At 67.8% G+C, this 26731-nt stretch carries 29 protein-coding genes; 22 read left to right on the top strand and 7 right to left on the bottom strand.

Translation table 11 applies throughout. From position 1 onward, the window contains the following. Positions 1-308, top strand: a 308-nt coding sequence (locus tag B2869_RS10510) for a substrate-binding domain-containing protein (RefSeq protein WP_292766024.1), incomplete at its 5' end; no start/stop codon positions are given. Between the two features lie 15 nt (positions 309-323). Here B2869_RS10510 and B2869_RS10505 read toward each other — a convergent pair. Beyond that, positions 324-569, bottom strand: a complete 246-nt coding sequence (locus B2869_RS10505; RefSeq protein ID WP_292766021.1) for a hypothetical protein — start codon at positions 567-569, stop codon at positions 324-326. Between the two features lie 420 nt (positions 570-989). Here B2869_RS10505 and B2869_RS10500 point away from each other — a divergent pair, with 420 nt between their 5' ends. The 4 genes from B2869_RS10500 to B2869_RS10485 all read left to right on the top strand — a co-directional run bounded on the left by B2869_RS10500 (position 990) and on the right by B2869_RS10485 (position 4924). Then, a complete protein-coding gene (locus B2869_RS10500; RefSeq protein WP_292766018.1) occupies positions 990-1766 on the top strand; it encodes a Rossmann-like and DUF2520 domain-containing protein in 777 nt (258 codons plus the stop codon). Beyond that, on the top strand, positions 1763-2662 hold the full coding sequence (panC, locus tag B2869_RS10495) for a pantoate--beta-alanine ligase (RefSeq protein ID WP_292766015.1): 900 nt from the start codon (positions 1763-1765) through the stop codon (positions 2660-2662). The genes B2869_RS10500 and panC overlap by 4 nt, the downstream gene beginning before the upstream one ends. Further along, positions 2659-3528 (top strand): 3-methyl-2-oxobutanoate hydroxymethyltransferase, encoded by an 870-nt coding sequence (panB, locus tag B2869_RS10490; RefSeq protein WP_292766012.1) that lies wholly within the window; start codon positions 2659-2661, stop codon positions 3526-3528. The genes panC and panB overlap by 4 nt, the downstream gene beginning before the upstream one ends. A gap of 127 nt (positions 3529-3655) precedes the next feature. Then, positions 3656-4924: a hypothetical protein gene (locus B2869_RS10485; RefSeq protein WP_292766009.1), complete on the top strand. Its 1269-nt coding sequence runs from the start codon at positions 3656-3658 to the stop codon at positions 4922-4924. Positions 4925-5006: 82 nt separating this feature from the next. Here B2869_RS10485 and B2869_RS10480 read toward each other — a convergent pair whose 3' ends face one another. Together B2869_RS10480 and B2869_RS10475 are read right to left on the bottom strand one after the other, a co-directional pair. Continuing rightward, complete coding sequence (locus B2869_RS10480) at positions 5007-6701, bottom strand: glycosyltransferase family 2 protein (protein ID WP_292766006.1); 1695 nt, start codon at positions 6699-6701, stop codon at positions 5007-5009. Between the two features lie 143 nt (positions 6702-6844). Beyond that, positions 6845-7123 carry a helix-turn-helix domain-containing protein gene (locus B2869_RS10475; protein ID WP_292766034.1) on the bottom strand — a complete coding sequence of 93 codons (279 nt, stop codon included), beginning with the start codon at positions 7121-7123 and terminating at the stop codon, positions 6845-6847. 88 nt (positions 7124-7211) lie between these two features. On the opposite strand from B2869_RS10475, the gene map reads away from it, so the two are divergent. The 5 genes from map (at position 7212) to B2869_RS10450 (ending at position 13163) form a co-directional block, all read left to right on the top strand. Continuing rightward, positions 7212-7985: a type I methionyl aminopeptidase gene (map, locus tag B2869_RS10470; RefSeq protein ID WP_292766004.1), complete on the top strand. Its 774-nt coding sequence runs from the start codon at positions 7212-7214 to the stop codon at positions 7983-7985. 44 nt (positions 7986-8029) lie between these two features. After that, positions 8030-8548, top strand: a complete 519-nt coding sequence (locus B2869_RS10465) for a hypothetical protein (protein WP_292766001.1) — start codon at positions 8030-8032, stop codon at positions 8546-8548. 43 nt (positions 8549-8591) lie between these two features. After that, positions 8592-9227, top strand: coding sequence for a PadR family transcriptional regulator (locus tag B2869_RS10460; protein WP_292765998.1), 636 nt, complete (start codon positions 8592-8594; stop codon positions 9225-9227). Positions 9228-9272: 45 nt separating this feature from the next. After that, positions 9273-10976, top strand: a complete 1704-nt coding sequence (locus tag B2869_RS10455; RefSeq protein ID WP_292765995.1) for an ABC1 kinase family protein — start codon at positions 9273-9275, stop codon at positions 10974-10976. Positions 10977-11162: 186 nt separating this feature from the next. Further along, positions 11163-13163 carry a BCCT family transporter gene (locus tag B2869_RS10450; protein ID WP_021198427.1) on the top strand — a complete coding sequence of 667 codons (2001 nt, stop codon included), beginning with the start codon at positions 11163-11165 and terminating at the stop codon, positions 13161-13163. A 26-nt stretch (positions 13164-13189) separates the two neighbouring features. Here the strand turns inward: B2869_RS10450 and B2869_RS10445 are convergent, their stop codons facing one another. Continuing rightward, the gene (locus tag B2869_RS10445) at positions 13190-14806 is read right to left on the bottom strand and encodes an SDR family oxidoreductase (RefSeq protein ID WP_292765991.1); all 1617 of its coding nucleotides are present in this window, start codon (positions 14804-14806) and stop codon (positions 13190-13192) included. Between the two features lie 158 nt (positions 14807-14964). On the opposite strand from B2869_RS10445, the gene B2869_RS10440 reads away from it, so the two are divergent. From B2869_RS10440 to B2869_RS10430, 3 genes are all read left to right on the top strand, one after another. Next, a complete protein-coding gene (locus tag B2869_RS10440) occupies positions 14965-16188 on the top strand; it encodes an MFS transporter (protein ID WP_292765988.1) in 1224 nt (407 codons plus the stop codon). A 202-nt stretch (positions 16189-16390) separates the two neighbouring features. Further along, positions 16391-16894: an SRPBCC domain-containing protein gene (locus B2869_RS10435; protein ID WP_292765985.1), complete on the top strand. Its 504-nt coding sequence runs from the start codon at positions 16391-16393 to the stop codon at positions 16892-16894. Then, a complete protein-coding gene (locus B2869_RS10430; RefSeq protein WP_021198423.1) occupies positions 16891-17208 on the top strand; it encodes an ArsR/SmtB family transcription factor in 318 nt (105 codons plus the stop codon). The genes B2869_RS10435 and B2869_RS10430 overlap by 4 nt, the downstream gene beginning before the upstream one ends. Positions 17209-17212: 4 nt before the next feature. On the opposite strand, the gene B2869_RS10425 is transcribed toward B2869_RS10430, so the two are convergent. Then, the gene (locus B2869_RS10425; RefSeq protein WP_021198422.1) at positions 17213-17767 is read right to left on the bottom strand and encodes a MarR family winged helix-turn-helix transcriptional regulator; all 555 of its coding nucleotides are present in this window, start codon (positions 17765-17767) and stop codon (positions 17213-17215) included. After that, complete coding sequence (locus tag B2869_RS10420) at positions 17767-18009, bottom strand: hypothetical protein (RefSeq protein WP_021198421.1); 243 nt, start codon at positions 18007-18009, stop codon at positions 17767-17769. The genes B2869_RS10425 and B2869_RS10420 overlap by 1 nt, the downstream gene beginning before the upstream one ends. A 128-nt stretch (positions 18010-18137) precedes the next feature. Here B2869_RS10420 and B2869_RS10415 point away from each other — a divergent pair, with 128 nt between their 5' ends. Next, positions 18138-18581 (top strand): MarR family winged helix-turn-helix transcriptional regulator, encoded by a 444-nt coding sequence (locus B2869_RS10415; RefSeq protein WP_029260137.1) that lies wholly within the window; start codon positions 18138-18140, stop codon positions 18579-18581. A gap of 66 nt (positions 18582-18647) precedes the next feature. Next, complete coding sequence (locus B2869_RS10410) at positions 18648-18974, top strand: hypothetical protein (RefSeq protein ID WP_021198419.1); 327 nt, start codon at positions 18648-18650, stop codon at positions 18972-18974. Positions 18975-19129: 155 nt separating this feature from the next. On the opposite strand, the gene B2869_RS10405 is transcribed toward B2869_RS10410, so the two are convergent. After that, entirely contained in the window at positions 19130-19882 is a 753-nt protein-coding gene (locus B2869_RS10405; protein ID WP_029265225.1) for an SDR family NAD(P)-dependent oxidoreductase, read from the bottom strand. 394 nt (positions 19883-20276) lie between these two features. Here B2869_RS10405 and B2869_RS10400 point away from each other — a divergent pair, with 394 nt between their 5' ends. The 7 genes from B2869_RS10400 to B2869_RS10370 are packed head-to-tail and all read left to right on the top strand — an operon-like array spanning position 20277 to position 26714. Further along, a complete protein-coding gene (locus B2869_RS10400; RefSeq protein ID WP_292765975.1) occupies positions 20277-21128 on the top strand; it encodes a GrpB family protein in 852 nt (283 codons plus the stop codon). Then, the gene (locus B2869_RS10395; protein WP_292765973.1) at positions 21125-21883 is read left to right on the top strand and encodes an SDR family NAD(P)-dependent oxidoreductase; all 759 of its coding nucleotides are present in this window, start codon (positions 21125-21127) and stop codon (positions 21881-21883) included. The genes B2869_RS10400 and B2869_RS10395 overlap by 4 nt, the downstream gene beginning before the upstream one ends. Beyond that, on the top strand, positions 21868-22713 hold the full coding sequence (locus B2869_RS10390; protein WP_292765970.1) for a glycosyltransferase family 8 protein: 846 nt from the start codon (positions 21868-21870) through the stop codon (positions 22711-22713). The genes B2869_RS10395 and B2869_RS10390 overlap by 16 nt, the downstream gene beginning before the upstream one ends. Further along, positions 22710-23777, top strand: coding sequence for an alkaline phosphatase family protein (locus B2869_RS10385; RefSeq protein ID WP_292765967.1), 1068 nt, complete (start codon positions 22710-22712; stop codon positions 23775-23777). The genes B2869_RS10390 and B2869_RS10385 overlap by 4 nt, the downstream gene beginning before the upstream one ends. Then, complete coding sequence (locus B2869_RS10380; RefSeq protein WP_292765964.1) at positions 23774-25078, top strand: glycosyltransferase family 4 protein; 1305 nt, start codon at positions 23774-23776, stop codon at positions 25076-25078. Before B2869_RS10385 ends, B2869_RS10380 begins: the two co-directional genes overlap by 4 nt. A 5-nt stretch (positions 25079-25083) precedes the next feature. Then, the gene (locus tag B2869_RS10375) at positions 25084-25935 is read left to right on the top strand and encodes a TauD/TfdA family dioxygenase (RefSeq protein WP_292765961.1); all 852 of its coding nucleotides are present in this window, start codon (positions 25084-25086) and stop codon (positions 25933-25935) included. Continuing rightward, entirely contained in the window at positions 25932-26714 is a 783-nt protein-coding gene (locus B2869_RS10370; protein ID WP_292765958.1) for a hypothetical protein, read from the top strand. Before B2869_RS10375 ends, B2869_RS10370 begins: the two co-directional genes overlap by 4 nt. The last annotated feature ends 17 nt before the right edge of the window (positions 26715-26731 follow it).

The raw sequence follows: 26731 nt of genomic DNA, 5'->3' as shown, positions 1-26731 counted from the left end.
GCACCGTCGTCGATGCGGCGCTCGCCGCGGGGCCGGCACCGGATGCCCTGGTGTGCGCCAGCGACTCGCTCGCCGTGGGGGCGCTGCTGGCGGTCGCCGCCGCGGGGCTCTCGCTGCCGGTGATCGGCTTCGACAACACGCCGACCGCCGAGGCGCTGGGCTTCTCGAGCGTCGAGCAGCGTCCGGAGGATGTGGCGACGGCGGTCCTCGAACTCCTCATGGGTCCGACGGGCGAGATCGTCGCCCCGCGCACCCTGCAGGCGGGGTCGGCGCACGCACTGATCACCCCCGAGCTCGTCGTGCGCTGAGCGGCGCCCGTGCGTCTATGCCGCGCGGCGCATACGCAGCGTGAAGGCGATCCCGGCCAGGGCGATCACGACGATCCCGTAGCCCACACACACCGTTTCGAGGCCGACGACTCCGACCAGCGAGCCGGCGATGACCGCCGGTACTCCGAACGCGAGGTACGCCAGCAGGTAGATCACGGCGAACGTGTCGGCGCGCTGCGTCGCCGGGATCCGCGGTGCCAGCGATGCCACGACTCCCGAGAACGCCGTGCCGAATCCCATGCCCGTCACGGCAGCCGCGACGAGATAGAACGGCAGGGATCGGCCGGATGCTAACGCTGCGGCGCGACGATCTCGACGCGCTCTTCCCCGGGTTGCTCGACTCGGTGCCGCGCGATTGAGAGGCGTGCGTATGGTGGAACCGTGGAAATCATGTGGTTCACGCTGATCTTTCTCGCGGTGCTCAGTGCCATCTCCATCGTCATGAGGCGAAGGAGCCGGAAGTAGCGATCGCTCTTCCTGCGCCTCTGGGGCCGTCGATCCCACGGAGGGCGAAAAGCCAATCTTCGAGCGAATTGATCGCGCAGATGAACAACCTTCCTCCGTGAAAGTGTTGTCGTTCTGCTCCCCGATTTGGATTGGATGCTGCGCGAGGCGGATACTTCTGGCACCCGAACCGCGTGATCCGGCCGGGGAATCGACATGCACACATCCGCCTCTCTCGCACCAGGGACGACCATCGCCATCGTCGGCGCCGGCCGTCTCGGACGCGTACTCGTGCGGGCTCTGCGGGCGGCGGAGATCGAGGTGCTCGGCCCGATCGGACGCGACGGACGGATCCCGGATGCGGACATCGTGCTCCTGTGCGTCCCTGATGCGGTCATTGCCGAGGCTGCGGCCGTCGCCCGGTCCCACACGCGCTTCCTCGGACATGTCTCCGGCGCGACTGCGCTCACGGATGTGGACTTCAGCCTCCATCCGCTGCAGACCTTCACCGGCGCGGAGGGCCCCGAGGCGTTCCGTGGCATCGGTGCCGCGATCGCCGGCCGCACACCAGAAGCGCGTCACATCGGGGAGCAGCTCGCCGTCGCCCTCGGCGCGCGTCCCTTCGCGGTCGACGACGCGCAGCGCGCGAGCTATCACGCGGCCGCGTCCTACGCCTCGAACTTCATCCTCACCGTGCTCGACGCCGCGGAAGGCCTGGCCTCGGCGGCAGGCATCCCCCACGACGAAGCACGGGCGCTCCTGGCCCCGCTGGTCCGCCGGACGGTCGAGAACTGGGCGACGAACGGCGCGGCACCTGTCCTGACCGGACCCATCGCCCGCGGCGACGAGGCGACGGTCGCGCGTCAACGCGTTGCCGCCGAAGAGCTCGATCTCTCCGATCTGTTCGACGCGCTCGCTGCAGCCACCCGTGCGATCGCCGCACGCCCTGCTGCCACCACCCTCATCACGAAAACCGGGGAGGCATCCGCATGAGAATCCTCCGCACGATCCCCGAGGTCCGGGCCGCGATCCGCGACGCCAGATCCGAGAGCAAGACGGTCGGCCTCGTTCCCACCATGGGCGCCTTCCACGACGGTCATCTCTCCCTCATGCGCACCGCGCGCGAAGGATCTGACCTCGTCGTCGTCTCGCTCTTCGTCAACCCGACCCAGTTCAGCGCCACCGAAGACCTCGGTGCGTATCCGCGCGATGAGGCTCGCGATGCCGCGCTCGCCGAAGCCGAGGGGGTCGACATCCTCTTCGCTCCGGACGCGTCCGAGATCTATCCCGACGGGTTCGCGACGAACATCCACGTCGCAGGTCTCACCGACGTTCTCGACGGCGCGAGCCGTGGGGCGCACCACTTCGACGGCGTCGCCACGGTCGTCACGAAGCTGTTCGGCATCGTCCGTCCCGACACCGCCTACTTCGGGCAGAAGGATGCGCAGCAGGTGCTCGTCGTGCGCCGCGTGGTGCGCGACCTCGATCTCGATGTGCGGATCGTGGCGTGTCCCATCGTGCGGGAGACGGACGGACTCGCCATGAGCTCGCGGAACGTCTACCTCGACTCCGCCGCTCGTGCACAGGCGGTGGCGCTGAACCGCGCCCTCGACGCCGGGCTCGCGATACTCGAGGCGGGTGACCGCGACGCGGGCAGCATCCTCTCCGCCGCGCGCGACGTGCTCGGCGAGGCGGAGATCGACCCCGAGTACCTCGAACTCCGAGACGCCTTGACGCTCCGCCCCCTCGCCCGTGTCGACCGTGACGCCCTTCTCGCGGTCGCCGCGCACGTGGGCGCCGCCCGTCTGATCGACAATCACGTCCTGCGCGTCGCCGATGCCTCGGGCTCCATCGACACGAATCCCACCGATACGGAGACTCGCGCATGAGCGCTCACGCCGATTCCCGCCCCCGCGTCACCCTGGCCGCCCTCGCCGCGAAGAAGGAGGCGCACGAGCCGATCGTCATGGTCACCGCCTACGACCACCCGAGTGCGCAGATCGTCGAGGCCGGCGGCGTCGATGTCGTGCTCGTGGGCGACTCCGCGGCGATGACCGTGCTCGGCTACGACAGCACGGTGCCGGTCACGATCGACGAGATGCTCATGCTGACCGCGGCGGTGAGGCGCGGACTCACTGCTCCGCTGCTCGTCGGCGATCTGCCGTTCGGATCGTACGAGGCCTCCGACGAGATCGCCATCGCGACCGCGCAGCGCTTCGTCAAAGAGGCCGGCTGCGACCTCGTCAAGATCGAACGTGGTGGCACGACCGTCGACCGGGCGCGTGCGCTCGTGCAGGCGGGGATCCCGGTCGTCGGACATGTCGGGCTCACGCCGCAGACCGCCACCGCGCTCGGTGGATACCGTGCTCAGGGGCGCACCGCCGATGCCGCGCTGACCGTGATCGACGACGCCCTCGCGCTGCAGGCGGCCGGGTGCTCGATGCTCGTGGTCGAGGCGGTGCCCTCCGAGGTGACCGCCGCCCTCGTGCCGCTGCTCGACATCCCGGTGATCGGCATCGGCGCCGGTGCGGATGCCGATGGGCAGGTACTCGTCTTCCACGACCTGCTCGGTCTCTACGACGGCGGGGCGGCCAAGTTCGTGAAGCGCTACGCCGATCTGCGCGCTGCCGCGATCACGGGTGTCGAGGCGTATACGGCCGAGGTGCGCGCTGGCGTCTACCCGGCAACGGAGCACGGGTACCGGATGCCGGAGGGCGAGGCGGCGCGTCTCGCGGAACTGCTCGCCGAACGGTAGATCGCGTGGGGCCACGCGGCTGCTCGTCGTTGCGGCTCTCCTGCACAGCCTCCGAGTTCGACGAGTTGTCGACACCTCGTGCTTCCGGGGCGGGGAGTGCAGTCGGTGGCGCTCTAGCGTTGCGCGGATGAACCTCTCAGAGCATGTGCACGTGACGTGGGCACTTCACGTCGGGTTGTCTGTCGCCGATCGTCCTGAACTCACCCGAGTCATCCGCGTGCCACGCGACGCCCCCTCCTACTGGGTCGTGGAGGCGTACCGCCTCAGTCTCGGGCTCGAACCCGACGTCCCGGAGAGCGAGGAGGAATCCGACCCGCCACCCCTTATCGATCTCCTGCCCTGGCGATGTCGCACGCAGCAGGTGTCGATCCCCGGCGTCGCCGAGTCGGTCGACGTGACGATCACCGGTCCGTTCGAGACCCGTATGGGCGATCCGCGGGTCACCGTCGTCGATGCGGGCCCTGCTGACGAGGATGAGCGGGTTCCGGGGGGCTGGCAGACGCGACGACCGCCGTTCCGGGCGGAACATCTGGAGTTCGAGCTCGCACAGCGCTTCGGACTCGTGCAGCCGCGCCTCGACCCGTCGATGGGGGGAGCGGTCGGCGACGCCCTGCGCGACCCCTCACCGCTGGCGTCGCTGTGCGAGTCGTTGAGTCCGGTGCGTCGACTGGCTCTTCTCGCGCACCTCGAAGACACAGGGCTGATCGACGCCGCACCGCCCGATTCGGTGACGGGTGATTCGGTGATGGCTGGTTCGACGACGGTGGAGACCGTGACGGAGGGGGTGCGGGCGCTGATGGCGCAGATCGGTGCCGACGGGGTCGAGCAGGATACGGCGGACGGATGGCTGCCCCGCACGGTCGCAGCCCGCGCCGTCGAGGCCCTCGGCTGGCCGGACGCGGCGACTTCCGGCCGGCCCGACCCCGCGGAGTCCCTGGTGCTGCTCGCACGTCGCACGAAGGCGGTCCGCCGGTTTCGCGGGCGCGTCGTGGTCACTCACCGCGGGCAGGCACTGGCGAAGGGCGGGCTGGGTGCATTCGCGCGGATCGTCGAGGCCGTACGCGCGATCGGAAGAGAGGCGATGTTCCCCAGCGGGCAGCTGCGCACGGTGACCCTGGCGCTGTTGGCCGTCGCCGATGGCTCGGTCGCGACGTTCGATGAGCTTCCCGAGTTCATCGAACGCGGTGAGGCGGCCGTGGCGGAGGGGCGACGAGGCGGAGCACGGGGTTTCGAATGGTCGCTGCGATCGCGTCAGGAGGATGGCGCGGACCGCCGTTTCGGTCACCGAGACGCGGCGGGGCGGGTGATCGAGATCCTGTGCGCACTCTCATCGCCGGGAGCGTTCGGCTCGATCACTCCAGCGATGCGCGTCGTCGCACGAGCGGCTCTGCGGTGACTCCGCTGGTGGCGGGCAGGGCTGGCGGTGGGCAGGCGCGCCGATGCGGGGTGGTGAAGGAGAGTGCCGGAGTGGGGTGGCGTCAGCGGCGCCGCGCGAGTGCTCGGACCCGACGGACCGCGCGTCCGGCGAAGTCCCTGAGGCGACCGCCCGGCCATTCGCGGCGAAGCTCGACCATGCCGTCATCCCTGGCCGCGAGCGTGCAGGTTCGGCCGGCGAGCAGAGGCGACTTTCCCGCGCGAGCGAGAACCGCCGGGGCCGCGACGAGTGGCGTCTCGAAGGTCCATCCCGCGCGCCGGACCTTCACGGTCAGAGCGCCTCCACGCGATTCGTCGTCCGGGCCGAAGACCTTCACAGGGTCGATCGATACGCGGGCGGCGTCGAGGTTGCGGGGGTGGCGGCCTCCGATGCGGCGCTCGGCACCGGTCTCACCGTCGGTGAGGAAGAGGTCGACCCGATCATTGCGAAGCTCGCGGTCGGCGACGAGAAGGGTCTCCGGAAGGCCGTCGATCGTCGAGACGGGAAGCGAGATCAGGCGCGTCACCTTCTTCTTCTTGGAGACGGAGTTCCGGGGGACGGAGTTCTGGGAGACGGATGCCCGGGGGTCCGGGTCCGGGGATTCCGCCACAGGAACCTCGATGACCGTGGTTTCGAAGACGAAGGCATCATGCCCTTCGCTCGTGAGGGTCACCCGGAGCGTCAGGTGCAGGCCGCCTCCACGAGACCAGCGTGCCTCGGTCACCACCGCGCGACAGGTGATCCCGGCCTCGAACTGCGCAAGGGCCAACAGGTCTTCGCGTCGGCCGGCCCGGAGCAGGCCCGCGCGGATCCGGTGCGGCAGGCCGAGACCGGCATCGACGCCCGGCCCGAACTTCTTCTGCACCAGGGGAGTGACGACGTCGAGCAGGCGGTCGCGGTAGTCGTCGGGGTAGCGGGCCATCTGTCGACCGGAGAGCCGCTTCAGGATCTTGCCTCGGAACCAGTGCCGCAGAAGCCGATCGCGTAGCTTTCCAGGCTCGGTGTGCGCCTCGACGAGGTCGAGCACCGTCTCGAGATGGGGGAAGTACGATTCCGGGTCGATGCGAGAAGAGCTCGCGCTGCCCGGTTCTTTGACCCAGGCGTAGCAGGGTTCGCTCGCGAGGATCGAGATCGTCGACGCGGCGAAGTACGCCTGCATCACGAACAGGTGATCCTCGAGGCGCACCTTTCCTTCGGGGAAGCGGATGCCGTTCGCCCGGAGGAAGGAGGTGCGGAACATCTTGTGCGGGGTGAGCATCTCCAGGAGCGGGTCGGTTCCGAGGACCGCGTCGGGGACGTCGTGGCTGAAGATCCGGCTCGGCAGACGACGGCCGATGCCCACCTCCTTGCCCACGATCACATCGGACGAGTGCTGGTCGGCATAATCGCACAGCTTCTCGAGCGCACCGTCGAACAGGTAGTCGTCCTGGTCGACGAACTGCACATACGTTCCGCGAGCAGCGTCGACGCCGTGGTTGCGAGGCATGCCGGGCCAGCCGGAGTGCTCCAGCGACAGCACCCGCACATGGGGGCGGTCGCGGGCGATGGCTGCCAGACGTGCACCGGTGGGCTCGCCCGAGCCGTCGTCGCACAGGAGCACCTCGAGCGAGGCTGTGCCGATGGTCTGTCGATCGAGCGACGCGATGAGGTCGTCGAACGAGGGCCCGGGCCGGTACACCGGGACGATCACGCTCACGCGGATGTTGTCCGCGGATGCCTTGCTCTTCTCCGGCCGATCACTCTGTGACAAACGTCTCACTCCCCCAAGTCGACAATCCCCCGAGCTAAACACGACTTCCTGTGTGCGTCACCGGGCTTGCGCGACGCCCGGGCGTGTGCGCGGTTCACGCGGCACGAGGAAGGGGGATCGAACGACGGGCTGCCGCGACGGAGAGCCGGAGCTCAGGAGGCGATTCGCTGCGCGCCCGAGTCTGCGGAGCGCGAGCCGACCTCGGTCCACACCGCATCCAACGAGAGGCCCAGCACATCGGCCACTGCCGCGATGGTCGAGAAGGCCGGCGTGGCCACGCGGCCGGACTCGATCTTCCGCAGCGTCTCGGGGGAGATGCCGGCATCCAGTGCGACGCCCAGCATCGATCGTTCACCGCGTGCGCGGCGCAGCAACGCTCCCAGACGCTCGCCGCGTTCGACGTCGGCCGGGCTCAGAGGCATGCGGACCATCATGACGCCCATTCTAATACCGGGATAGTATTACCGGGATAGTTATTGGATCAGCGAAGCCGCATCGAACGACACGGAGGAACACCCCATGATCGAGATCCTGAACGCCGAGGAGCTCGTCCGCGCCAGGGCTGCCGGTGCGCTCGTCGGCGACATCCTGCAGGCGCTGAAGACCCGCGCCGAGGTCGGCGTGAACCTGCTCGACCTCGACCGATGGACCCGCGAGATGATCGAGGAGGCCGGCGCCGTATCCTGCTACGTCGACTACGCGCCGTCGTTCGGGCGGGGCCCCTTCGGGCACTACGTCTGCACGGCTGTGAACGACGCCGTTCTGCACGGCATGCCTCACGACTATCGACTCGCCGACGGCGACCTGCTCACGCTCGACCTGGCCCTCACGCTCCGTGGAGTCTCCGCCGATGCCGCCGTCAGCTTCGTGGTCGGCGATAGCCCCGCAGTCGAAGACCTCGCGATGATCGCGACGACCGAGCGCGCGCTCGCCGCAGCCATCGCCGCCGCACGCCCGGGGGCGCGCATCGGCGACCTCTCGTACGCCATCGGCTCGGTCCTGAGTGCCGAGGGCTACCCGATCAACCTCGAGTTCGGAGGTCACGGCATCGGCTCCACCATGCATCAGGATCCGCACGTCGCGAACGATGGGCGTCCGGGCCGCGGCTACAGGCTCCGCCCGGGGCTCCTGCTCGCCCTCGAGCCCTGGGTGATGGCCGACACCGACGAACTCCGCACGGATGCGGACGGGTGGACTCTGCGCAGTGCGACCGGATGCCGCACGGCCCACAGCGAGCACACGATCGCGATCACCGAGCACGGCGCGGAGATCCTCACCCTCCCCTCGCGCTGACCGGCCGTCGCGCTGACGGGGGCCCGGCCCCTACAGTGGGTGCCATGCGCGACGCGGCGTCTCTCGACTGGACTCAGGTGGATCTCGCGAGCCGTCGCGGCGCCTGGGGTCAGCGCATCACGGCCGGCCTGCTGGTCGCGTCGGGAGTGATCGGCTTCGCTCTGAGCTTCCCCTCACTGTCTGCGTGGTGGTGGGAGCTGGCCCTCCTCGGCTTCGGGTGCCTGCTCATGGTGCTGCTGGGCATCGGGCTCTGGATCAACGCGAGAGTGAACGCGGACGAGACCGTCACGCTGAAGGAGTCGGGGGTCCGTGTCGAGCTGCCGGTCGTCGGGGCGTTCGAGACGACCGACGAAGCTGTGCGGTACCAGCTGCAGCTGCGTCTTCCGGAGCCCGAGCAGGGCCGCGAATACCTGGTGCACGCGTGCGGCGACCGCCGATGCGTCGCCGCCGGGCGTGCAGCGCCGAACGCCGAGCTGCCCGTTCTCATCGATGCGAAGACGAAGACATGGGGTGTCATCCACGGGGTCGACGCATCGGAAACTCCCACCCCACCCTCAGAGTGAACGATATATCGTTGAGTATCGTTCACCACAGCAGGAGGTCATCATGAACAACGCATTCCCCTCCAACCCGTTCGGCGGCAACAGCGGCCCCGGGAGCAACGGCGGACCCGGCGGACTCTTCGGCGGATCCGGCTTCGGCACGGGCCCCGGCGGCCCGGCATCCGCGATCTTCGAAGCCATGGACCAGCTCCGCAAGTCGTTCGAGTCCCGCCCCTCCGGCGGCTCGCGCATGGCCCGCGGCGATGTCCGCGCGGCGGTGCTCTCCCTGCTCGGCGAGAAGCCGATGCACGGTTACCAGATCATCAACGAGATCGCCGAGCGCAGCGGCGGCACCTGGAAGCCGAGCGCCGGTTCCGTGTACCCCACGTTGCAGCTGCTCGCCGATGAAGGACTCATCGAGGCCGAAGAGCAGAACGGTCGAAAGACATACTCCCTCACCGAGGCCGGCCGTGCCGTGTCCGAGGAGAACTCCGAGTCCCCTGCTCCGTGGGAGTCGTCGTCCGGCAAGGACGGGCACCGCGACAGCGCCCGTTTCAACGCTCTGCCGAAGGCGGGCGTCGACCTCGCCGCCGCCGCAGCCCAGGTCGGCCGGAGCGGTTCGCCCGAGCAGGTGCAGCAGACGATCGAGGTCCTCGACGAGGCCCGCCGTAGGCTGTACTCGATCCTCGCGCAGGACTGACCGCGCAGTGCGGCATCGAGCGGGGACCTGCGAAGGAGCCACGCGATGACGGATGCTGCGGCACAGGGCGTTCACCGCGCCAGGTACCGCCGCATCCTGTCGTTCGCGGGCCGGGAATTCCTCAAGATCTGGTGGTTCGAGCTCGTCCTCCCGCGTTTCGGGATGAGCAGGATCGCGGAGCGCACCCGTGGCCAGCGGATGCAGACCTTCGCACGGCGCTTCCATGTGCTCGCGGTCGAGCTCGGCGGGCTCATGATCAAGGTCGGCCAGTTCATGTCGTCGCGCCTCGATGTGCTGCCGCCCGAGATCACGAAGGAACTCGAAGGGCTGCAGGACGAGGTCCCACCCGTGCCCACGCCGGCGATCCGCGCTCTCGCCGAAGCCGAACTGGGCATCCCTCTCGAGCGCGCGTATGCCTGGTTCGATGACACGCCGCTCGCCGCCGCCTCGCTCGGGCAGGTGCACCGCGCCAGGCTCTCGGCCCTCGACGCCGCCGACACCGGTCTCGAAGCGGTCGTGGTCAAGGTGCAGCGGCCGGGTATCGACGAGATCGTCGCTGTCGACCTCGCGGCGCTGCGGCGCGTCGCTCGCTGGTTGACCCGCGTGCGCATCGTCGCCGACCGGGTGGACGCCCCGGCGCTCGTCGAGGAGTTCGCCGAGACCAGCCTCGAGGAGATCGACTACCTGCACGAGGCGGCGAGTGCCGAGCGCTTCCGCGAGAACTTCGCCGACGACCCGCGCGTCGATACCCCGGAGATCGTGTGGGAGCGGTCGACCCGTCGGGTGCTCACGCTGTCGGATGTCACGGCCATCAAGATCAACGACACCGACGCCCTCCGCGCGGCCGGCATCGACCCGGCGGAGGTCGCCGCCGCGTTCGCCGAGGTCATGTTCGACCAGGTGTTCACGCACAGCTTCGTGCACGCCGATCCCCACCCGGGCAACATCTTCGTCACTCCGGCGCCGTCGATCGACGGAGAGCCGGGGCCGGGATTCCGCCTCACGTTCATCGACTTCGGCATGATGGCCGAGATCCCGGCGAGTCTCCGCGACGGGCTGCGCACACTCCTGATCGCGGTCGCCGGGCGTGACAGTCGCGGCCTCGTCGCCGCGGCTCAGGAGATCGGCGTGCTGCTGCCCTCCGCCGACACCGCCGAACTCGAACGGGCTCTGAGCACGCTGTTCGCCCGCTTCGGCGGCATGGGCTTCGCCGAGCTGAGCAAGGTCGATCCGCGCGAGTTCCGCGATTTCGCGGAGGAGTTCGGCGACATGGTGCGCTCGCTCCCGCTGCAGCTCCCCGAGAACATGCTGCTGTTGATCCGTGCCGTCTCGCTGACGTCGGGCATGTGCAGCGGGCTCGATCCCGCCTTCAACGTCTGGGATGCCGCCGAACCCTATGCCGGTCGTCTGCTACGCGACGAGAGCGGGAACATCGTGCAGGCCTTCGCGAACCAGGCGATGGGCACGATGGCCACCACGTGGAATCTGCCCGGCCGCATCGACAAGATCATCACGCGCATCGACGACGGCAATGTCACGTTCGACACCTCCCGACTGGAACGCCGCCTCGATCGGCTCGAGGGCATCGCCCGCCGTATCGCGTCGGGAGTGCTCTTCGCGGCGATGCTCATCGGCGGAGCGCTGCTCGTCCCCTCCGTCGCGCCGTTGGGCATCACCCTGATCTGCGTCTCGGTGCTCCCGCTGCTGCACTCGCTGTTCGCCGGGGTCGGCCGCCGCGGCCCTCGATAGTCAGCGGGGCGCTCGGACGCAGTCCGGGAGGACAGGCGATCACGTCGGATCAGGCGCGTTTCGGCGGATCGGCCTGATTCGACGCGATCGCCTGATCTCCCGCGGTGCAGTCCGCCACGCCCGAGGCCGAGCTGCCTCGCGTTCGAGCACCACGGTCGGACACCTCACGTGACAGGATGGGATGCCATGGAGACCCCTGACGAGAAGCCCGACGAACGCTCCGCAGGACACAATCCTCCGCGCCCCCGCACGGATGCCGTCGGTACGGGAGCGAACCGCCTCCCCGCCAAGGCCACCGAGACGGCACGGAAGATCGTCCGCGACATCGCCGCCGTCCCACCCCGCAGCGTGCACCCGGCGCTCGTGCCCGGTGTCTCGGTCGAGGAGACCGGGCGCACCTATCGCACCGACCCGCTCGTGTTCGGCGTCGCGGTCGCCCTCACCCTCGCCTTCATCGCGTGGGGAGTCTTCGCGGGCGACAACCTCGCCGGCACGACCCGCACCGTGCTCGACTGGGTGGTGGAGTACTTCGGCTTCTTCTTCACGACCATCGCCACGGTCATCCTGGTCTTCATGCTGTTCGTCGGCTTCAGCCGCTACGGACGCATCCCGCTCGGTCGTGACGACGAAGAGCCCGAGTTCTCGATGTTCTCGTGGATCTCGATGCTGTTCGCCGCGGGCATGGGGATCGGTCTCGTCTTCTGGGGCGCCGCAGAGCCGCTGAACTTCTTCGAGAACCCGCCGCCCGGCACCGTCGAGGCGAACACCCTCGACGCGATGCACACGGCCCAGACCCAGGTGCTCTACCACTGGGGCCCGCAGGCATGGGCGTTCTACGCGCTCGTCGGCGGCGCCATCGCGTACGGGGCCTTCCGTCGCGGTCGCACCCCGCTCATCTCCTCGATCTTCGCCCCGCTGCTCGGCGAAGGACGCACGACCGGGCCCCTCGGACGCACGATCGACATCTTCTCGATCATCGTGACGCTGTTCGGCACCGCCGCATCGCTCGGACTCGGCGCCCTGCAGATCGGACACGGTGTCGAGATCGTCAGCGGCGCGGGGCCGCTCGGCAACGGCGTGCTGATCGCGGCGATCGCCGTGCTCACCGCCTGCTTCATCGCCTCCGCCGTGTCGGGCGTCTCGAAGGGCATCCGTGCGCTGTCGAACATCAACGCCGTCGTGGCGCTCCTGCTGGCGTTCTTCGTCTTCTTCGTCGGACCGACCCTCCTCATCCTGAACGTGATCCCCTCGGTGGCCGTGCAGTTCATCGGCGACCTTCCGCAGATGATCGGTCGCTCGGCCTCGCAGGGCGAGGCTGCTCAGACGTTCCTGTCGAGCTGGACGATCTTCTACTGGGCCTGGTGGATCTCGTGGTCGCCCTTCGTGGGCATGTTCATCGCAAAGATCTCGCGCGGACGCACACTGCGCCAGTTCGTTTCGGTCGTCATCGTGGTCCCGTCCGCCATCTCGCTCGTCTGGTTCGCGATCTTCGGAACCACGGCGATCCAGCAGCAGATGGGCGGAGCGAACCTCACGGTCGATCCGCCGGAAGAGGTGCTGTTCGGCGTGCTCGAGAACCTCCCGTTCTCGATGATCACCAGCGTCGTGCTCATCCTGCTGATCGCGATCTTCTTCGTCACCGGGGCGGACTCCGCGTCGCTCGTGATGGGCACCCTTTCGCAGCAGGGGAGGCCGGAGCCGGCGCGTTGGGTCGCAGTGGTCTGGGGTGTGCTGGTGGGTGTGATCGCCGCCGTGCTGCTCGTGACCGGCGAGGAGGGGAGCGGTCTGAAGTCTCTGCAGAACGTGACCATCATCGCCGCGCTGCCGTTCGCGATCATCATGGCCTTCATGATGGTCGCGTTCATGAAGGACCTGCGGCGTGATCCTCTGATCCTGCGCGAGCGCTACGCCAAGGCCGCGGTGCGGCACAGCGTCATGGCGGGACTCGAGGAGTACGGCGACGACTTCGCGCTGGTGCCCGTCGCGTACGACCACTCCGAGGACGATCTCGACTGGATCGACGAGTCCACCGTCGACGATTCGCTCGCCGAGGTGTACGAGGCCGCGACCGAGGCCATCGACATCATCCCGCCGGCCGAGGTGGATGCGGTCGTCGACGCGGCGCTGGAGGACGGCCCCGTCTCTCCGGATGCCGCGGTCGATCCGGAGCAGCGTCGCGCGGACTGAAGCGGAGCGGCGCGGAGATCAGGCGATCACGCCGGACCAGGCACCTTCTCCGAGGGTCGGCCGGAATCGGCGGGGTCGCCGGTCGCCGCGACGGATGCCTGCGCCTCTTTCGCCTCTTCGGCAGCGGCCGTGATGCGTGCGGCCATGCCGGCGAAGATGGCGCCGTGGAACGGCAGGACGGCGAGCCAGTACAGCCGACCCGTCAGGCCGCGGGGGAAGAAGATCGCGCGCTGCTCGTAGCGGGCGCCTTCGTCGTCGGGCACGGCACGCAACTCCAGCCACGCCTCGCCCGGCACCTTCATCTCGGCGCGCAGGCGCAGGAGCGATCCGGCATCCGTCGTCTCGACGGCCTCGACGCGCCAGAAGTCGATCGCGTCACCCACGCGGGCGGCGGTGCGGCTCCGGCGTCCGCGGCTGAGGCCCACGCCGCCGACGATGCGGTCCATCCATCCCCGCACCGCCCACAGCAGCGGTGAGGAGTACCAGCCGTTCTCGCCGCCGATGCCGAGGATCACGCGCCACAGCTCCGCCGGGGAGGCGCTCGTGGTGACCGAGCGGGAGTCGGTGAAGACCGTGCGTCCGGCCCATTCCGGATCGCTCGGCAGGGGGTCGCTGGGCGCGCCGGAGACCTCGGAGTCCTGCCAGCTCGTCTCGATCGTGTCTCCCCGGACTCGACCGAGCGCCAGATCGACCGCGCGGCGGTAGGGAGTCAGCCCGCCTGCCGGGCGGGGGATGAGCTCGTCGACCTCGTGGTCCTTCATGATGCACTCGTTCTGCAGTGACGCGACGAGCGGGCGGGCGATCGACCGCGGCACCGGGGTCACCAGATTCACCCAGTGCGATGCGAGGCCGGGGGTCAGCACCGGGAGGGGTGCGATCGCACGCTGCCGGAGCCCGGCCTCGACCGCATAGCCGTTCATCATCTGTCCGTAGCGCAGCACATCGGGGCCTCCGATGTCGACCGCGCGATTCACGTCGGTGTCGACCCGCGCCGCCCCGAGCAGGTAGTGCAGCACGTCGCGCACAGCGATCGGCTGGATGCGGTTGCGCACCCACTTCGGCGCGGGCATATACGGCAGCACGTCGGTGAGATGACGGATCATCTCGAAGGACGCCGAGCCCGATCCGATAACGACGCCCGCTTGCAGCACGAGCGTCGGCACGCCGGATCGCAGGAAGATCTCGCCCACGTGCACGCGCGAGCGCAGGTGCGGTGAGAGCTTCGCGTCGTCCGGATGCAGGCCGCCGAGGTAGACGATCCGGCGCACGCCCGCGCGGGCCGCCGCCTCGGCGACCGTCGTCGCGGCTCGCTCGTCGCTCTCCTCGAAGCCCTTGCCCGCAGACATCGAGTGGATCAGGTAGTACACGACGTCGACGTCGTCCATGGCCGTGGCGACGGCGTCCGCGTCATCCGCCGACCCCTCGACGATCTCGCAGTCCGGACCCCAGGGGAAGGATGCCGCCCGCGCCGCATCCCGTACCAGCGCGCGCACGCGGTATCCGGCGTTCAGCAGGCGCGGGGTCAGCCGCCCTCCGATGTATCCGGTCGCACCGAGGACGAGGGCGCGCGGCGCGGAGCCGTCGTCGCGGGGGATGGCGCGCAGCGTCTCTTCGCGACCGGTGGGCTGGGTGAGTTCGGGCATGTCCTGAGCGTAGGCCGGGCGTCCGACGCGCGGAAAGGGGTTGCGGGGTGCGGCGGCCGTCTGTAGGAGGGCAGCGCGCAGGCGGCCGTCGGCGTCCGTGGAGCCGGGTGCGGATTCCGTGTGGGCAGAGCCCCTCGTCGCCCCGTACGATCGTAGACATGGCTTCAATCGAATCGATTCGACGATCCGTGCCGGATCAGGCGTCCCGGCGCGCCCGCATCGCCGTCTCCGCGCTGTTCCTCACGAACGGGGCCCTGTTCGCGAACATCCTGCCGCGTTACCCGGAGATCAAGTCCGCGCTCGGGTTGGACAACCTCGGCTACGGCTTCGCGATCGCCGCCTTCCCTGCCGGCGCCATCGCTGCCGGGCTCTTCGCGGCGGTGCTGATCCGGCGCTTCGGGTCGTCGCGCATCGCCGTCATCGGCACCGTGCTCACGAGCCTCGGGTTGCTGTCGGCGGCTCTCGCGCCGTCCGGGGTGCTGTTCGCCGTCGCGCTCTTCCTCGGTGGAGCATCCGACGCCATCACCGACGTCGCGCAGAACGCCCATGGCCTGCGGGTGCAGCGGCGCTACGGGCGCTCGATCATCAACGGCTTCCACGCGATCTGGTCGATCGGTGCGGTCCTGGGCGGCGCGATGGCCGCAGTCGCGATCGCGTTGCAGCTGCCGCTCGGTGTGCACCTGGGCATCTCCACGGTCGTCTTCGCCACGGTCGCTCTCGTCGCCCTGCGGTTCTGCCTCCCTGGCCGTGACGACGAGGTCGCCGATGAGGCGGCAGTGGAGCCCGTCGACCTCGCTGGTGCGGTGCGCCGCGGCGTGACCCCGCGCACCGTGATCGCGATCATCGCGCTGACCCTCATCGCGATGGCGGGTGCCGTCGCCGAGGATGCGGGGAACTCGTGGGCGACGCTGTACCTCGCCGATTCGCTCGGGGCTGCCGCGGCGATCGCGCCGCTCGGCTTCATCGCCCTGGTCGGCGCGCAGTTCGTCGGCCGGATCATCGGCGATCCGCTCACGGATCGCTTCGGGCAGCGGTGGGTCGCCAGGGTCGGCGGTCTCATCGCCGCGGCCGGCATGACGCTTGCGCTCGCGTTCCCCACCGTGCCCGGTACGATCCTGGGTTTCGCTGCCGTCGGATTCGGCATCGCCACTCTGATCCCCGCGGCCATGCATGCCGCGGACGAGCTGCCGGGGCTGCGGCCCGGCGTGGGGCTCACGGTCGTCTCGTGGCTGCTGCGCCTCGGTTTCCTGCTGTCCCCGCCGTTCGTGGGATACATCGCCGAGAACGAGAGCCTGCGCGCCGGGCTCCTCGTCGCCCCGGTCGCCGCTCTCGTCGCCGTGTTGCTGGCGGGGTTCCTGGAGAAGCGCCGACCGCGCAGCTGACCTCCGTCTCTGAGATGCGGGTGTCGTTTGGATGTCGGGAGGGCGGGTGCAGGGTGTTCTCGCAGCGATTCGTCCTGCATTCGGGAACACTCCCGCCGCCTGGTGCGGCTGGGGATCTTGCGTGCAACCCGAGGGTTGCACAAGAGGATCGCATGTGCAACTCTAGAGTTGCAGCTGGCTGATCGGCCGGCGAAGCATGCAGGTGACCACGAAAGGACCCATCATGGTGAACATGACCCACAACGAGGCATCCGTCGTCGATGAGGAGACCTTCTCCGTTCGGCGGAGCATCCAGATCGCAGCCCCCGTCGACAAGGTGTGGCGAGCGGTGGCCGAGCCTGAGCACATCTCCCGCTGGTTCGGGCGCACCGCGCTGGAGGGTGCGGGCGTCGGAGCCACCGGCACGATGACCTTCCCCGACTACGACGTGATCCCTTTGCGCGTGGAGGAGTACGACGAACCGCGACGCATCACCTACCGCTGGAACAACGACGATGCGCTCGGGAAGCTGCCGGAGAGCATCGACGAGTCGACCTCGACCGTGTTCACCTTCACCCTCGAAGAGGCCGACGGCGGCACCAGGCTCACGGTCGTGGAGAGCGGATTCGAGCGCACGTCGGATCCGCTCTCGAACCTCGAGTCCCACCGCACCGGCTGGGACCTGGAGCTCGACAAGATGGTCGCACTTGTGGAAGGCGAAGCGTGACCACGGAGACTCTGCTGCCCATGTTCGCGGCGCTCGCGGACGAGACGCGCTGGAGCATCCTGACGGCTCTCGGCGAGGGCGATGCGTCGGCATCCGCCCTCGCCGGGCGCCTTCCGGTGTCTCGGCAGGCGATCGCGAAGCACCTCGCCGTCCTGCAGGAGGTGGGTCTCGTCGAGCCGGTGCCGGTGGGGCGCGAGGTGCGTTTCCGTGTGGTCGGCGCCGAGCTCTCCGCCACGGCCGCGAGGCTCGATGTGATCGGGCGCGAGTGGGACCGCCGCCTCGCCGCGATCAAGCAGATCGCAGAGGGGCTGTAGGGCGTCATTCCGCGGCTTCGGAGCCTTCCTGGTCGCGGATCACGTCGCGAAGCTCCTGGTCGAGGTCGGACGCCTCCTCGATCGCGGCCGTCATCCCGGCGAGGAACCGGGTGACCACGGCACGTTCCTGATCGGAGAGCTCGTCGACGAGGGTCAGCATGCGGCGATGCATCGCGCCGAGGGTGGCGCGCACCTCTTCGTCGCTGCTCACCGTCGGGACCACGACGCCCGCGCGGCGATCGGTGGGGTGCGCCTCTCGGCGGACGTGGCCGCCCTTCTCCAGGCGGTCGATGAGCGTGGTCGTCGATGCGGTCGAGATGTTGAGCATCCTGGCGATGTCGATCGGTCGGACGATCCGCCCGGCGCGCTGTTCCCTGAGCAGGAATCGCAGCGCCATGAGGTCGGTCTCGTTCATGCCCATCGAGGAGCGAGTGCGTGCGCGCATGGCGGTCTCGGCTGCGCGGTAGCGTCGCAGCATGTTGAGCACGTCGACGGTGCTGGCGCTCTCTCCGTCCGGGTACCAGTAGCCCGAACGTGCGTACTCCTGGGAGTCGTTCATCAGGCGACCACCTCTCCGCCGTCTGCGCTGAGCGCCGTCTCGCGTTCGAGCATCTCGACAGCCCCTGTTGCGACCTCGGCGGGGACGACGAGCAGGAACCCGCCCGTGATCGCATCGTTCTCCGCGGTGATGATGCGCGCGATCCGCTCGCGACCGGCTGTGGGGAACTGCTGGTGCAGCTGGTCGAGCAGGTCGGCGTAGCGGACGTATCTCTCATCCTTGAGGTCTATTGGATCGACCATGACGTCCCTTCTCGTCGTGATTCCATCCTCTCACCGTCGGAAGCGCCTGATGATCGCCCATTTTGCTAGACAGTCCAGTAATCAGCTCGTCGAGGTAACATGGGGCGGCGGAGATGGGGAGTGGTGACATGGGGCAGAGGCTGGAGATCGCGACACCGGAACTCGCGCGGGAGGTGGATGCGCTTCGCCGTGCCGACGCGCGGCTCGGGCGCCGGCTCGCTGCGGGGCGCCAGCCGAACGAGACCGATCGTGCCGCCATGCGTCTGATCGCGGAAGCGCCCGCCGATCGTCCGGTGACGCCGCGGGACCTGGCCGGGCATCTGGGCGTGAGCACCGCCGCCGTCACATCGGTGCTCCGTCGACTCGCGGAAAGGGGTCAGGTGGTCGTCTCCACCCATCCCCAGGACGCGCGTTCGAAGATCGTGCGCCCGTCGTTGCGTGACCTGCATTCTCCCGCCGACGAGATCTCGCGGCGGGTCGAGGGGATCGAGAGCGAGTTCACACCCGACCAGCTCGCGGTGATCTCACGGTTCCTGCGACGTCTCACCGAGGAGATCTCGGACCTGACCTGAGCCGACTTCCAATTAGCTAGCTAAACTAGTAATCTATTTTCCGAGAGATAAATCGGAGGAGGAGTCATGGGTCAGCTCAGCTATGCCGGAGAGTCGCAGACGTTCGAGGTCGACGACGAGGTGCTCTCTCACCTCCGTCTCGTGGCGGTCACCAAGCTTCGCCGCGGCGAGTCGTTCCCGCTCACGCTGCGTGTGTCGGACTCGCGCACCGAGACGCTGTGGATGCACGCCTCGATCCCGGTCCGCTTCACGATCGACGCCGACGTGGAGTTGCAGCGGCCGGTGCTGGTCAAGATGATGGCGGCGGCGAGCGGCGCCGGGGGCCTCGACCTCACCGACATCGACTTCACGCCGCTGAGCTCCTCCGCGAGGGTGATGCACGCCGTCGCCTGACGACAAGCTCGCCTCCCTCGCCGATGCACTCCTGGGCAAAGCAGTGCAGCTCGCGGGCGGGGAGGTGCGCGGCCACGCAACCGGGGGGGTTCGCGTCGCCGCTTCTGACGCTCGGCCATCGAGAATCGGGTCCCGATGGCCGAGCGTCGATTCTGTCAGAGCGCGGTGTATCCGCCGTCGACGAGGTGGTAGCTGCCGGTGATGAAGCTCGCCGCATCGCTGGCGAGGAAGGCGATGAGGTTCGCGACCTCGTCGGCCTGGCCCAGGCGTCCGATCGGGTGCTTGCTCACGAGGAAGTCCTTCGCCTCGTCGCCCATGTTCGCGAGCAGCGGGGTGTCGATGAAACCGGGACCCACGGAGTTCACACGCACGCCCTTGGCGGAGTACTCGAGCGCCGCCGACTTGGTCATGCCGACCACGCCGTGCTTGGCGGTGACGTAGGCGGGGGAGCCGGCGAAGCCGACGCTGCCGAGGATCGAGGCGATGTTCACGACCGAGCCGCCGCCGTTCGCGAGGATCGAGGGGATCTGTGCCTTCATGTTGCGGAAGACCGCGTTGAGGTTGATCGCGATGACCTTGTCCCACGCCTCGTCCTCGTACTCGGCCGTCGGAGCGCTGGCGCCGCCGATGCCCGCGTTGTTGACGCCGATGCGCAACGGGGCGAGCGAGTTGGCGAGTTCGATGGAAGAAGCGATCCAGGCCGCATCCGTCGCATCGCCGACTGAGGCCTCTGCCGTGCCGCCGGCCGCGCGGATCTCTTCGACGACCGCGTTCGCATGCTCCGCGTTCAGGTCGTTCACGACGACGGATGCGCCGTTCTTCGCCAGCAGTAGGGCGGTCGAGCGTCCGATTCCACTGCCTGCTCCCGTCACGATCGCCGAGCGGTTCGAGACGTCGTACTGAGCCACGAGTGACTCCACTTCCGGGCGGGCGCGGTGCCGGGAGATCTTCTCGGACGGTCCGTCCTTCACTCCAGCCTACGCCTGAAAATGTGGGGTGGATTCACGTGAATGGACATACGTCTGTCCCCCGAGGTGACGTCGGTCTGTCCACCGAAGAGGGGACAGACAGAAGGCGCGCGACCTATTTACGGTTGTTGAACGCAGGCCAAATTGATGGAGTAAATCTCCGCATGGCACCTGCGGGAAAGTGCGAGTCAGAGTGGCTCGTCGCCGTTCATGGGGGAAATTCTTGACCAGCCCACACTCTTCCGCGACTCAGCGGGGGACGGATCACGTGGCCGCTGGCCTCTCGCCACTTGCGATCGTCGTCGTCGGGGAAGAGGCCGGAACATCGTTGCGCATGCTTGAGAGAGCTGTGCCGAGCCTGGCGCTCACCGTGCTCGGACGCGTCGATAGGGAGGTTCTGTCTGACGCATCCACCAGAGCGCATTTCGTCCTCGGCGTCGGCGACGTGCAACAGCTCGGCTCCGCGCGAGAACTGTGCGATGCCGTCGTCGAGAAGAGCGAGGACGTGTCGCGCTTCAGCGAGCGAGCGAGGGAGTTCGATCGACGTCGGATCGCGCATCTGCTGCCGCCCGACATGGCGCCCGTCATCGAGCCGTGGTCACCTCTCTGGGCGGAGACGGCCACGAGGGTCGGTGCGCGGGTTCTCGCCGCGTTCGACGGGCGACCGGCGAGCGTCGATCACATCGGTTCGACGTCAGTCCCGGGGTTGCCGGCCAAGGAGATCATCGATCTGCAGGTCGCGGTGGCCCACCTGGTGGACTGCGACTCTGTGGACACGCGCTTGAGGGACGCAGGATTCGTGAATGTTCAGGCGGTCGTTCCGGACGCGCCCGGAGTTCGCAGCGATAACGCCCGTGGAGACGGATGGACTGATGCGGACGGGGCGAAACGTATTTACGCGAGTGCCGACGCAGGGCAGAGGGTCATCGTGCACGTTCGCAAGGCCGGCGCAGCGAACTGGAGGTACGCCCTCCTCTTCCGAGACTGGCTGCGTGCGAGTCCCCGGCCATGTGAGGAGTATGCCGCGCTGAAGACGAAGCTCGCCGCTGCTCATGGGGCCGACGCCCATTTCGACGACTACGCCCGCGCGAAGGACCACTGGTTCGACCGTGCGCACGCCGACATGGAGGAGTGGGCTCAGTCGACGGGGTGGAGTCCTGCATCCCTTGCGGAGGTTGAGCGGTGAGTCGTGAGCGGTTCGCCGGGCTGAACATCCTCGTCGTGGGCGGCACGTCGGACATCGGCGCTGCTTGTGCGGTGATCGCTCGCGCAGAGGGGGGTCGCGTCATGGCCACCAGCCGCAATCCGCGAGGTGACGGCGATGTCGTGCAACAGGCCTCGTTCAACGCTCCTCACGTGATCGACCTCGACCTCGACCTTGCCGACGCTGCGGACATCGCCGCCTTCCCCGATCGGTTGCGCACTCACGCGACGCACCTCGATGTCCTGATCATCGCGAGTGGACGTACGGCCGTCGACACGGCAACCGCCGCTGATTCGTTCGACTCGCTCATGTCAGTGAACGCGAAGGGCCCATATCTGCTCATCGAGGCGCTCCGGCCTCTCATGCGTCGAGGAGGAAGCGTGATCTGCGTATCCAGTGCGGTGGCGAGGCGAAGGGGCGTGGGAATGACGGCGTACGCTGCATCGAAAGCCGCACTCGAGGCGATCGTGCGAACACTCGGACTCGAGTTCACCGTCGACGGCGTCAGGGTGAACGCCGTCGCGCCGGGGCCTACTGCCACGTCGGGGCTGATGCGTCCCCTGCACGACGATGACGATCCGCAGCTCAGAGCGGCACGCATCGCGTCATCTCTCCCGCTCGGCAGGTTGGGCCAGCCGAGCGAAGTGGCTCACACCGTGATGTTCCTGGCGAGCGCGGAAGCGAGCAACATCAACGCGCTTACTGTCCTCGTCGATGGCGGATGGGACGCGGCGTGATGGGTTCGGCCCAGCTGAACATCGCTATCTGCCTGGACGAGAACTATCTCGACCCGGCGCGGACGCTTCTCGAGTCTCTGAGGGCGCATCACGGGGCCCACAGACTCGTCATCTGGATGCTCCACGATGGTCTGAGCCAGGGGTCGATCGATGCTGTTGCCGCTCAGTGCGCGGGGTGGGCGAGCGTGCGGTCGGTGCCGGTCGATTTCGATCTCGCGCCCTACTTCGGCGCAGGAGACGACTGGCTGCCGTATCAGAACAAGAGCGTGTTGTTTCGCATCCTGCTCCCGGAACAACTCCGCGCGCACGGGATCCGACGCATCCTCTACCTCGACTGCGACATCATCTGCGTCGGCTCGCTGGAGCCCCTTGTCAGTGCCGACCTGCAGGGAGCAACCGTTGGGGCTGTTTCCGACGCGTTCACGCCGCGCCTCTCGAGCGGGGGTGGAATTCCCGGTCACGTCGTGACGAGAGATGCAGAGTACTTCAACTCCGGCGTTCTGCTGATCGACGTCGAAGCCTGGCACGAACGCAAGACCGAGCAGCGTTGTCTCGAATACCTCCGGTCTGTTCGAGGTGCCCAGCGCTTCTACGATCAGGACGCGTTGAACGTGGCATGCGAAGGGCAGTGGCATCGGTTGAGTGACCGATTCAACACGATGATCACGGATCCGTTCGAGGGAGACCTGGGATCAGCACTCCGGACGGCCCGGCTGCTGCACTTCGTGGGCCCGCACAAGCCTTGGCACGACGACTACTTCCCCGGCAACCGCCGTACCGCCTATGAGCTGTATCGCCACGCGTGGCGCACGCGGGAGGTGCAGGGATGAACCCGGCACCGCTGCTTCTGCGTGACCTCATTCCCGATCTGCTCCGCGAGGAGCGAGCGGGGGCGCTCACGCTATTTCTCGTCGACGGCCTGGGGGAGCTTCAGCTTCAGCGACACGCGGAGCACGCGCCTGTACTCGCGCATCAGGGCACCTCTCGCGAGGTCCGCTCCGTCGAGTACCCGTCGTCTACGCCCGCCTCGGTGGTGTCGTTGCTGACGTCGAGCCCCTCGACCCGGCACGGCGTGATCGGTTGCGAATATCCCGTTGGGGTCGACGGACCGCTTTTTAACCCTCTCCTCAGCACAGCGGAATCGTATGGCCAGGGGACTCTGGACGCCACCACCATCTTCGAACGGTTGCGCGCGGAAGGAGTCGAGTGCCGGTATCTCGTCCCGCAGGAGTACACGGGCTCGGGGTTCACGCAGATGACCAGCGCGGGTGCGCTCGTTCAGGGATACGCATCCGAGGTGCAACTGCTCGATCACCTCGAGACGGCGTTCGGGTTCACCTACGTCTACGTCCCTCACATCGACCGAGCAGGACATCTGAGCGGAGTCGGGTCCGTTGAATGGCTCTCAGCGCTGGCACTGGTCGACGCACTCCTCGGAGAGGTCACAGCCCTCAGCAAAAGACAGGGCCGTGAGCTGTATGTGACGAGCGACCACGGCATGGTCTCTGTCGCTGTCGATTCCCCTTCCCGTCACGACTTGCGGGATTCGCCAGAACTCGCGCAGGGTGTCCGGAGCATGGGCGGCGATCCCAGGGCGCCCCTCCTGTACTGCGAGGCGGGGGCTGCCGGCGACGTTCGTGCCCGCTGGACTGCTCGTTTCGGAGCGGATGCGGTGTGTGGGGCCGATGAGGCCGTGAAGCGCGGGTGGGTAGCCGGGCCGATCGATGCCGTGCGCGATCGCATCGGTGACCTGGTCGTGGCGCTGCCTCCCGACACTGTCGTCTTCGATTCCCGACTCATGGAACGGCCCACCTCGAACCGGGGTTTCCACGGCGGTCTCACGCCCGAAGAGGTGCTTGTGCCGGTGATCCATCTAACCAGGGGAGAACGATGAAGACGACGGTCATCTACGCAACATTCGATGGAGTCACCACGATGCAGCATGGGATCGGTACTCAGGCGCGCGCGTTCGTCAGCGCTCTCGCCGAGATCGAGCTGGCTGGGGAGATCGAGGTCACCGTCGCGTATCCGGAACCCCTCTCCGACTGCGTCGGCTATGTGCGGAGCGCGGACGTCCACGCCGCGACGGTGGAGGCCTGCCGGGCGGCCGGAGTCGGTCTGACACCGCTGCGGTTCGAGAACGCGCGGCTCTGGCAGCAGGGTGCGTGGTTGGAAATCTGTACTTCCCTGGTTCGAGTGATCGGCGAGCTTCGGGAGCAAGGTCGGCGTGTCGTCGTGCTGGCGGTAGATGCGGTTTTCACGCCCTTGTCGACCTTGACTGCAGCCGCCTTCGGACGAGACGAACAGCTCGACCTGGTTCACGTCCTGTACTCCTCGGCTCGCGTCGAGGGGGCGAAGCGCGACCCGATGAGGGAAGCCTGGGAGCAGATCGCTATCACTTCGGTGAACGACCGCGAGGGCAACCACATCGCCGGTATCGGTTCTTCCTTCACCGCGCATCTCCGTGACGCGTACGGGCTCCTCGCCGACCCGATCCCGTTCAGGCAGTCCGTCGCGCTCAGTGATCCAGAACTTGCGCCCTTGGACACGGAGTCTGCGTCTGGAATCCTCCAGCGGGCGCACATACCGCAGGAAAGACCACTTGTGGTCGCGGCAGCGCGATCAGATCCGATCAAGGGCCTTCAGGACATGGCCGATGCGCTCCATCTGGTCGATTCGGACGTGCTCTTCGTCGTGATCGCTGTTCCCTATCACGAGGAAGATCCTCATCTCGCAGCCCTCGCGTCGAAGCTTGAGGCATCCGGGCGCGACTACGTCCTGATCAGCCATTTCGACCGCGCCCTGCTACGGGCTCTCTCCTCGACGGCATTGACGAAAGCGCTGGTCGTCCCCTCCCGCGGCGAGCCCGTGGGAATGGCGCCGCAGGAGGTCGCGCTTTGGGCGCACCGCTTCGGCCCTGTTGTCGTCGCTTCTGACTGCGACGGGCTTGCGGAGCAGATCGACCATGGCGCCGACGGATTCCTCTTCGCCCCTGGCGACGCCGAAGCGATGGCCGCGGCTATCGACCTCGCGGTCACGCTCGATGAGGAGCATCACAGCAGGATGCGGCGACAACTGGCGCAACGCGTAGCGCGCGAACGCGACTTCGTCGAGAACTTGAGCGGTCTCTTCGAGGCCCTCGATATCCGTGGGCGACGACGCTCACCCCGAGAAGATGAGGAGACAATTCGATGACATCGATGACCCAGCTGTCCTTTGCGGAGGCCTGCAATGAGGTGGTTGAGATTTCTGATCCCACGAACTTGAGGGACGCTGAGAAGCACACACTGGAAGATCTCTTCCTCGAGCATGGCATCGCCGTCTTCCGGGGGCCGTTGAGCGATGCAGCGACCGTGATCCACGGGCTTCGGGATGCACTCGACCTGGGAGACCCCTTCTCGCCGCCACTCTATTCAGGTACGGCAGCCGTTCGTGCCGATGGGCTCAGCCAGCTGAACGTCGACTCCGCCTCTGCAGCAGGGGGCGCGCATCCGTCCTTCGGCACGACGGACGGACAGAGGCTTCACACCGACGGCACGTTGCAACCCATCGGGCTCATCCGAACCACGATCCTCTATTGCGAGCAGGCGGCGGCCGACGGAGGTGGAACCTACTTCTTCAACTCCAACGGGGTCTTCTCGCGGCTTCGTCGTGAGGATCCCGACGCTGCCGAGCAGCTTTCGCGTGAGGGCGTCCTCCGACGGATCAGCAACATCGGCGATGATCGCCACATCGCCGACGGCCCGGCGTTCGCGGATTCGGATGAAGCAGGCCTGCAGACCAGGTTTGCGCTCAGCTCCACGGACTACTGGAACATCCCGGACGGTGAGGACGGCCGTGCGCTGCTTCGCGGCCTCTCGTTCCTGCTCGAGGCTCAAACGGAAGGGTCCCCCGACTTCGTCGAGCTCAACTTCGAGCCAGGGATGGGTGTGCTCTTCGCCAACGATCGCCTCTCTCACGGGCGCCGATCGTTCGTCAATCACGCGGGTGCGCCCCGAAGCGTACAGCGGGGGTTGTACACCCGCGTCCCGAAAAGGAGAGCCCGAGCGTGACGTATCACCGGATAGCTGAGATTCCTGACGGGTTCGACTCACCTTTCGCGTACTCGTCGCTGAGCCATGTTCTCTCCCTCTGGCTGTGCGACGCGGACAAGGTGGAGGCGTCGCAGCGGCCCGCGCTCGACGACTTCACCCTCGTCGGGAATCAGCGTCACGCGCTTGTCGCCGTGTCGTACCAGTCGTACCTCGCCGACTACGGGCGCGCTTCTCTCATCTCCCATGAACTGGAGATCGGGCCGGTTGTGGTGCCTCCGGGCTTCGAACCGCCCACGATGGAGGACTTCCTTTCCGGGGCGGACCAGAGGGGCCTCGTCGGGATCTGGCCTTCCGCGGTCTACTGCGATTGCGAGCCTGCGATCGCGGCGGGTCGTGCCATCTACGGGGAACCGAAGTTCCCCGCAGATTTCATGATCGACGTCCCCGCTCCCAACGCGGAAGGCTCGCGATGGCAGGTGGGCGCTACGTCAGAGAACAGTCGTTGCGACCTGGCGATCGAACTCGACGGCGCGTCGGCGTCCCGGCCGGGGCAGCCGATCATCAATTACGGGCGACGAGAGTCCGGCGAGGTCGTCTCGAGTCGTTGGGACATCTTCGTGGGTGGTCGCTGGTGGGACCAGGGGTCGATCTCCGTGGCGCAGTGGGCGGAAACGCTCTCCGAGGGTGGAACGGCGCGACACCCTGAGCTCTCGGGAGGGCAATGCATCCAGGTTCGCGAGCACAGGTCGCCGGTGGTCGCGCAGAGAAGCCGGCCGTTCTTCACGGCAACTTCATGAGGCGCAAGCCTGCGCGA

The organism is Microbacterium sp. UBA3486 (assembly GCF_002377845.1).
GTDB lineage: Bacteria > Actinomycetota > Actinomycetes > Actinomycetales > Microbacteriaceae > Microbacterium > Microbacterium maritypicum_A.
This window is presented reverse-complemented; position numbering and strand designations above follow the sequence as displayed.

What these genes read in the sequence shown, in the direction of transcription:
- B2869_RS10385 (WP_292765967.1), top strand. Translation starts at nt 22,710, where the DNA reads ATGAACCCGGCACCGCTGCTTCTGCGTGACCTCATTCCCGATCTGCTC.
- B2869_RS10475 (WP_292766034.1), bottom strand. Translation starts at nt 7,123, where the DNA reads ATGGTCCGCATGCCTCTGAGCCCGGCCGACGTCGAACGCGGCGAGCGT.
- B2869_RS10445 (WP_292765991.1), bottom strand. Translation starts at nt 14,806, where the DNA reads ATGCCCGAACTCACCCAGCCCACCGGTCGCGAAGAGACGCTGCGCGCC.
- B2869_RS10465 (WP_292766001.1), top strand. Translation starts at nt 8,030, where the DNA reads ATGCGCGACGCGGCGTCTCTCGACTGGACTCAGGTGGATCTCGCGAGC.
- B2869_RS10455 (WP_292765995.1), top strand. Translation starts at nt 9,273, where the DNA reads ATGACGGATGCTGCGGCACAGGGCGTTCACCGCGCCAGGTACCGCCGC.
- B2869_RS10415 (WP_029260137.1), top strand. Translation starts at nt 18,138, where the DNA reads ATGGGGCAGAGGCTGGAGATCGCGACACCGGAACTCGCGCGGGAGGTG.
- panB (WP_292766012.1), top strand. Translation starts at nt 2,659, where the DNA reads ATGAGCGCTCACGCCGATTCCCGCCCCCGCGTCACCCTGGCCGCCCTC.
- B2869_RS10420 (WP_021198421.1), bottom strand. Translation starts at nt 18,009, where the DNA reads ATGGTCGATCCAATAGACCTCAAGGATGAGAGATACGTCCGCTACGCC.
- panC (WP_292766015.1), top strand. Translation starts at nt 1,763, where the DNA reads ATGAGAATCCTCCGCACGATCCCCGAGGTCCGGGCCGCGATCCGCGAC.
- B2869_RS10500 (WP_292766018.1), top strand. Translation starts at nt 990, where the DNA reads ATGCACACATCCGCCTCTCTCGCACCAGGGACGACCATCGCCATCGTC.
- B2869_RS10425 (WP_021198422.1), bottom strand. Translation starts at nt 17,767, where the DNA reads ATGAACGACTCCCAGGAGTACGCACGTTCGGGCTACTGGTACCCGGAC.
- map (WP_292766004.1), top strand. Translation starts at nt 7,212, where the DNA reads ATGATCGAGATCCTGAACGCCGAGGAGCTCGTCCGCGCCAGGGCTGCC.
- B2869_RS10410 (WP_021198419.1), top strand. Translation starts at nt 18,648, where the DNA reads ATGGGTCAGCTCAGCTATGCCGGAGAGTCGCAGACGTTCGAGGTCGAC.
- B2869_RS10380 (WP_292765964.1), top strand. Translation starts at nt 23,774, where the DNA reads ATGAAGACGACGGTCATCTACGCAACATTCGATGGAGTCACCACGATG.
- B2869_RS10440 (WP_292765988.1), top strand. Translation starts at nt 14,965, where the DNA reads ATGGCTTCAATCGAATCGATTCGACGATCCGTGCCGGATCAGGCGTCC.
- B2869_RS10460 (WP_292765998.1), top strand. Translation starts at nt 8,592, where the DNA reads ATGAACAACGCATTCCCCTCCAACCCGTTCGGCGGCAACAGCGGCCCC.
- B2869_RS10505 (WP_292766021.1), bottom strand. Translation starts at nt 569, where the DNA reads ATGGGATTCGGCACGGCGTTCTCGGGAGTCGTGGCATCGCTGGCACCG.
- B2869_RS10400 (WP_292765975.1), top strand. Translation starts at nt 20,277, where the DNA reads ATGCTTGAGAGAGCTGTGCCGAGCCTGGCGCTCACCGTGCTCGGACGC.
- B2869_RS10375 (WP_292765961.1), top strand. Translation starts at nt 25,084, where the DNA reads ATGACCCAGCTGTCCTTTGCGGAGGCCTGCAATGAGGTGGTTGAGATT.
- B2869_RS10450 (WP_021198427.1), top strand. Translation starts at nt 11,163, where the DNA reads ATGGAGACCCCTGACGAGAAGCCCGACGAACGCTCCGCAGGACACAAT.
- B2869_RS10390 (WP_292765970.1), top strand. Translation starts at nt 21,868, where the DNA reads ATGGGACGCGGCGTGATGGGTTCGGCCCAGCTGAACATCGCTATCTGC.
- B2869_RS10485 (WP_292766009.1), top strand. Translation starts at nt 3,656, where the DNA reads ATGAACCTCTCAGAGCATGTGCACGTGACGTGGGCACTTCACGTCGGG.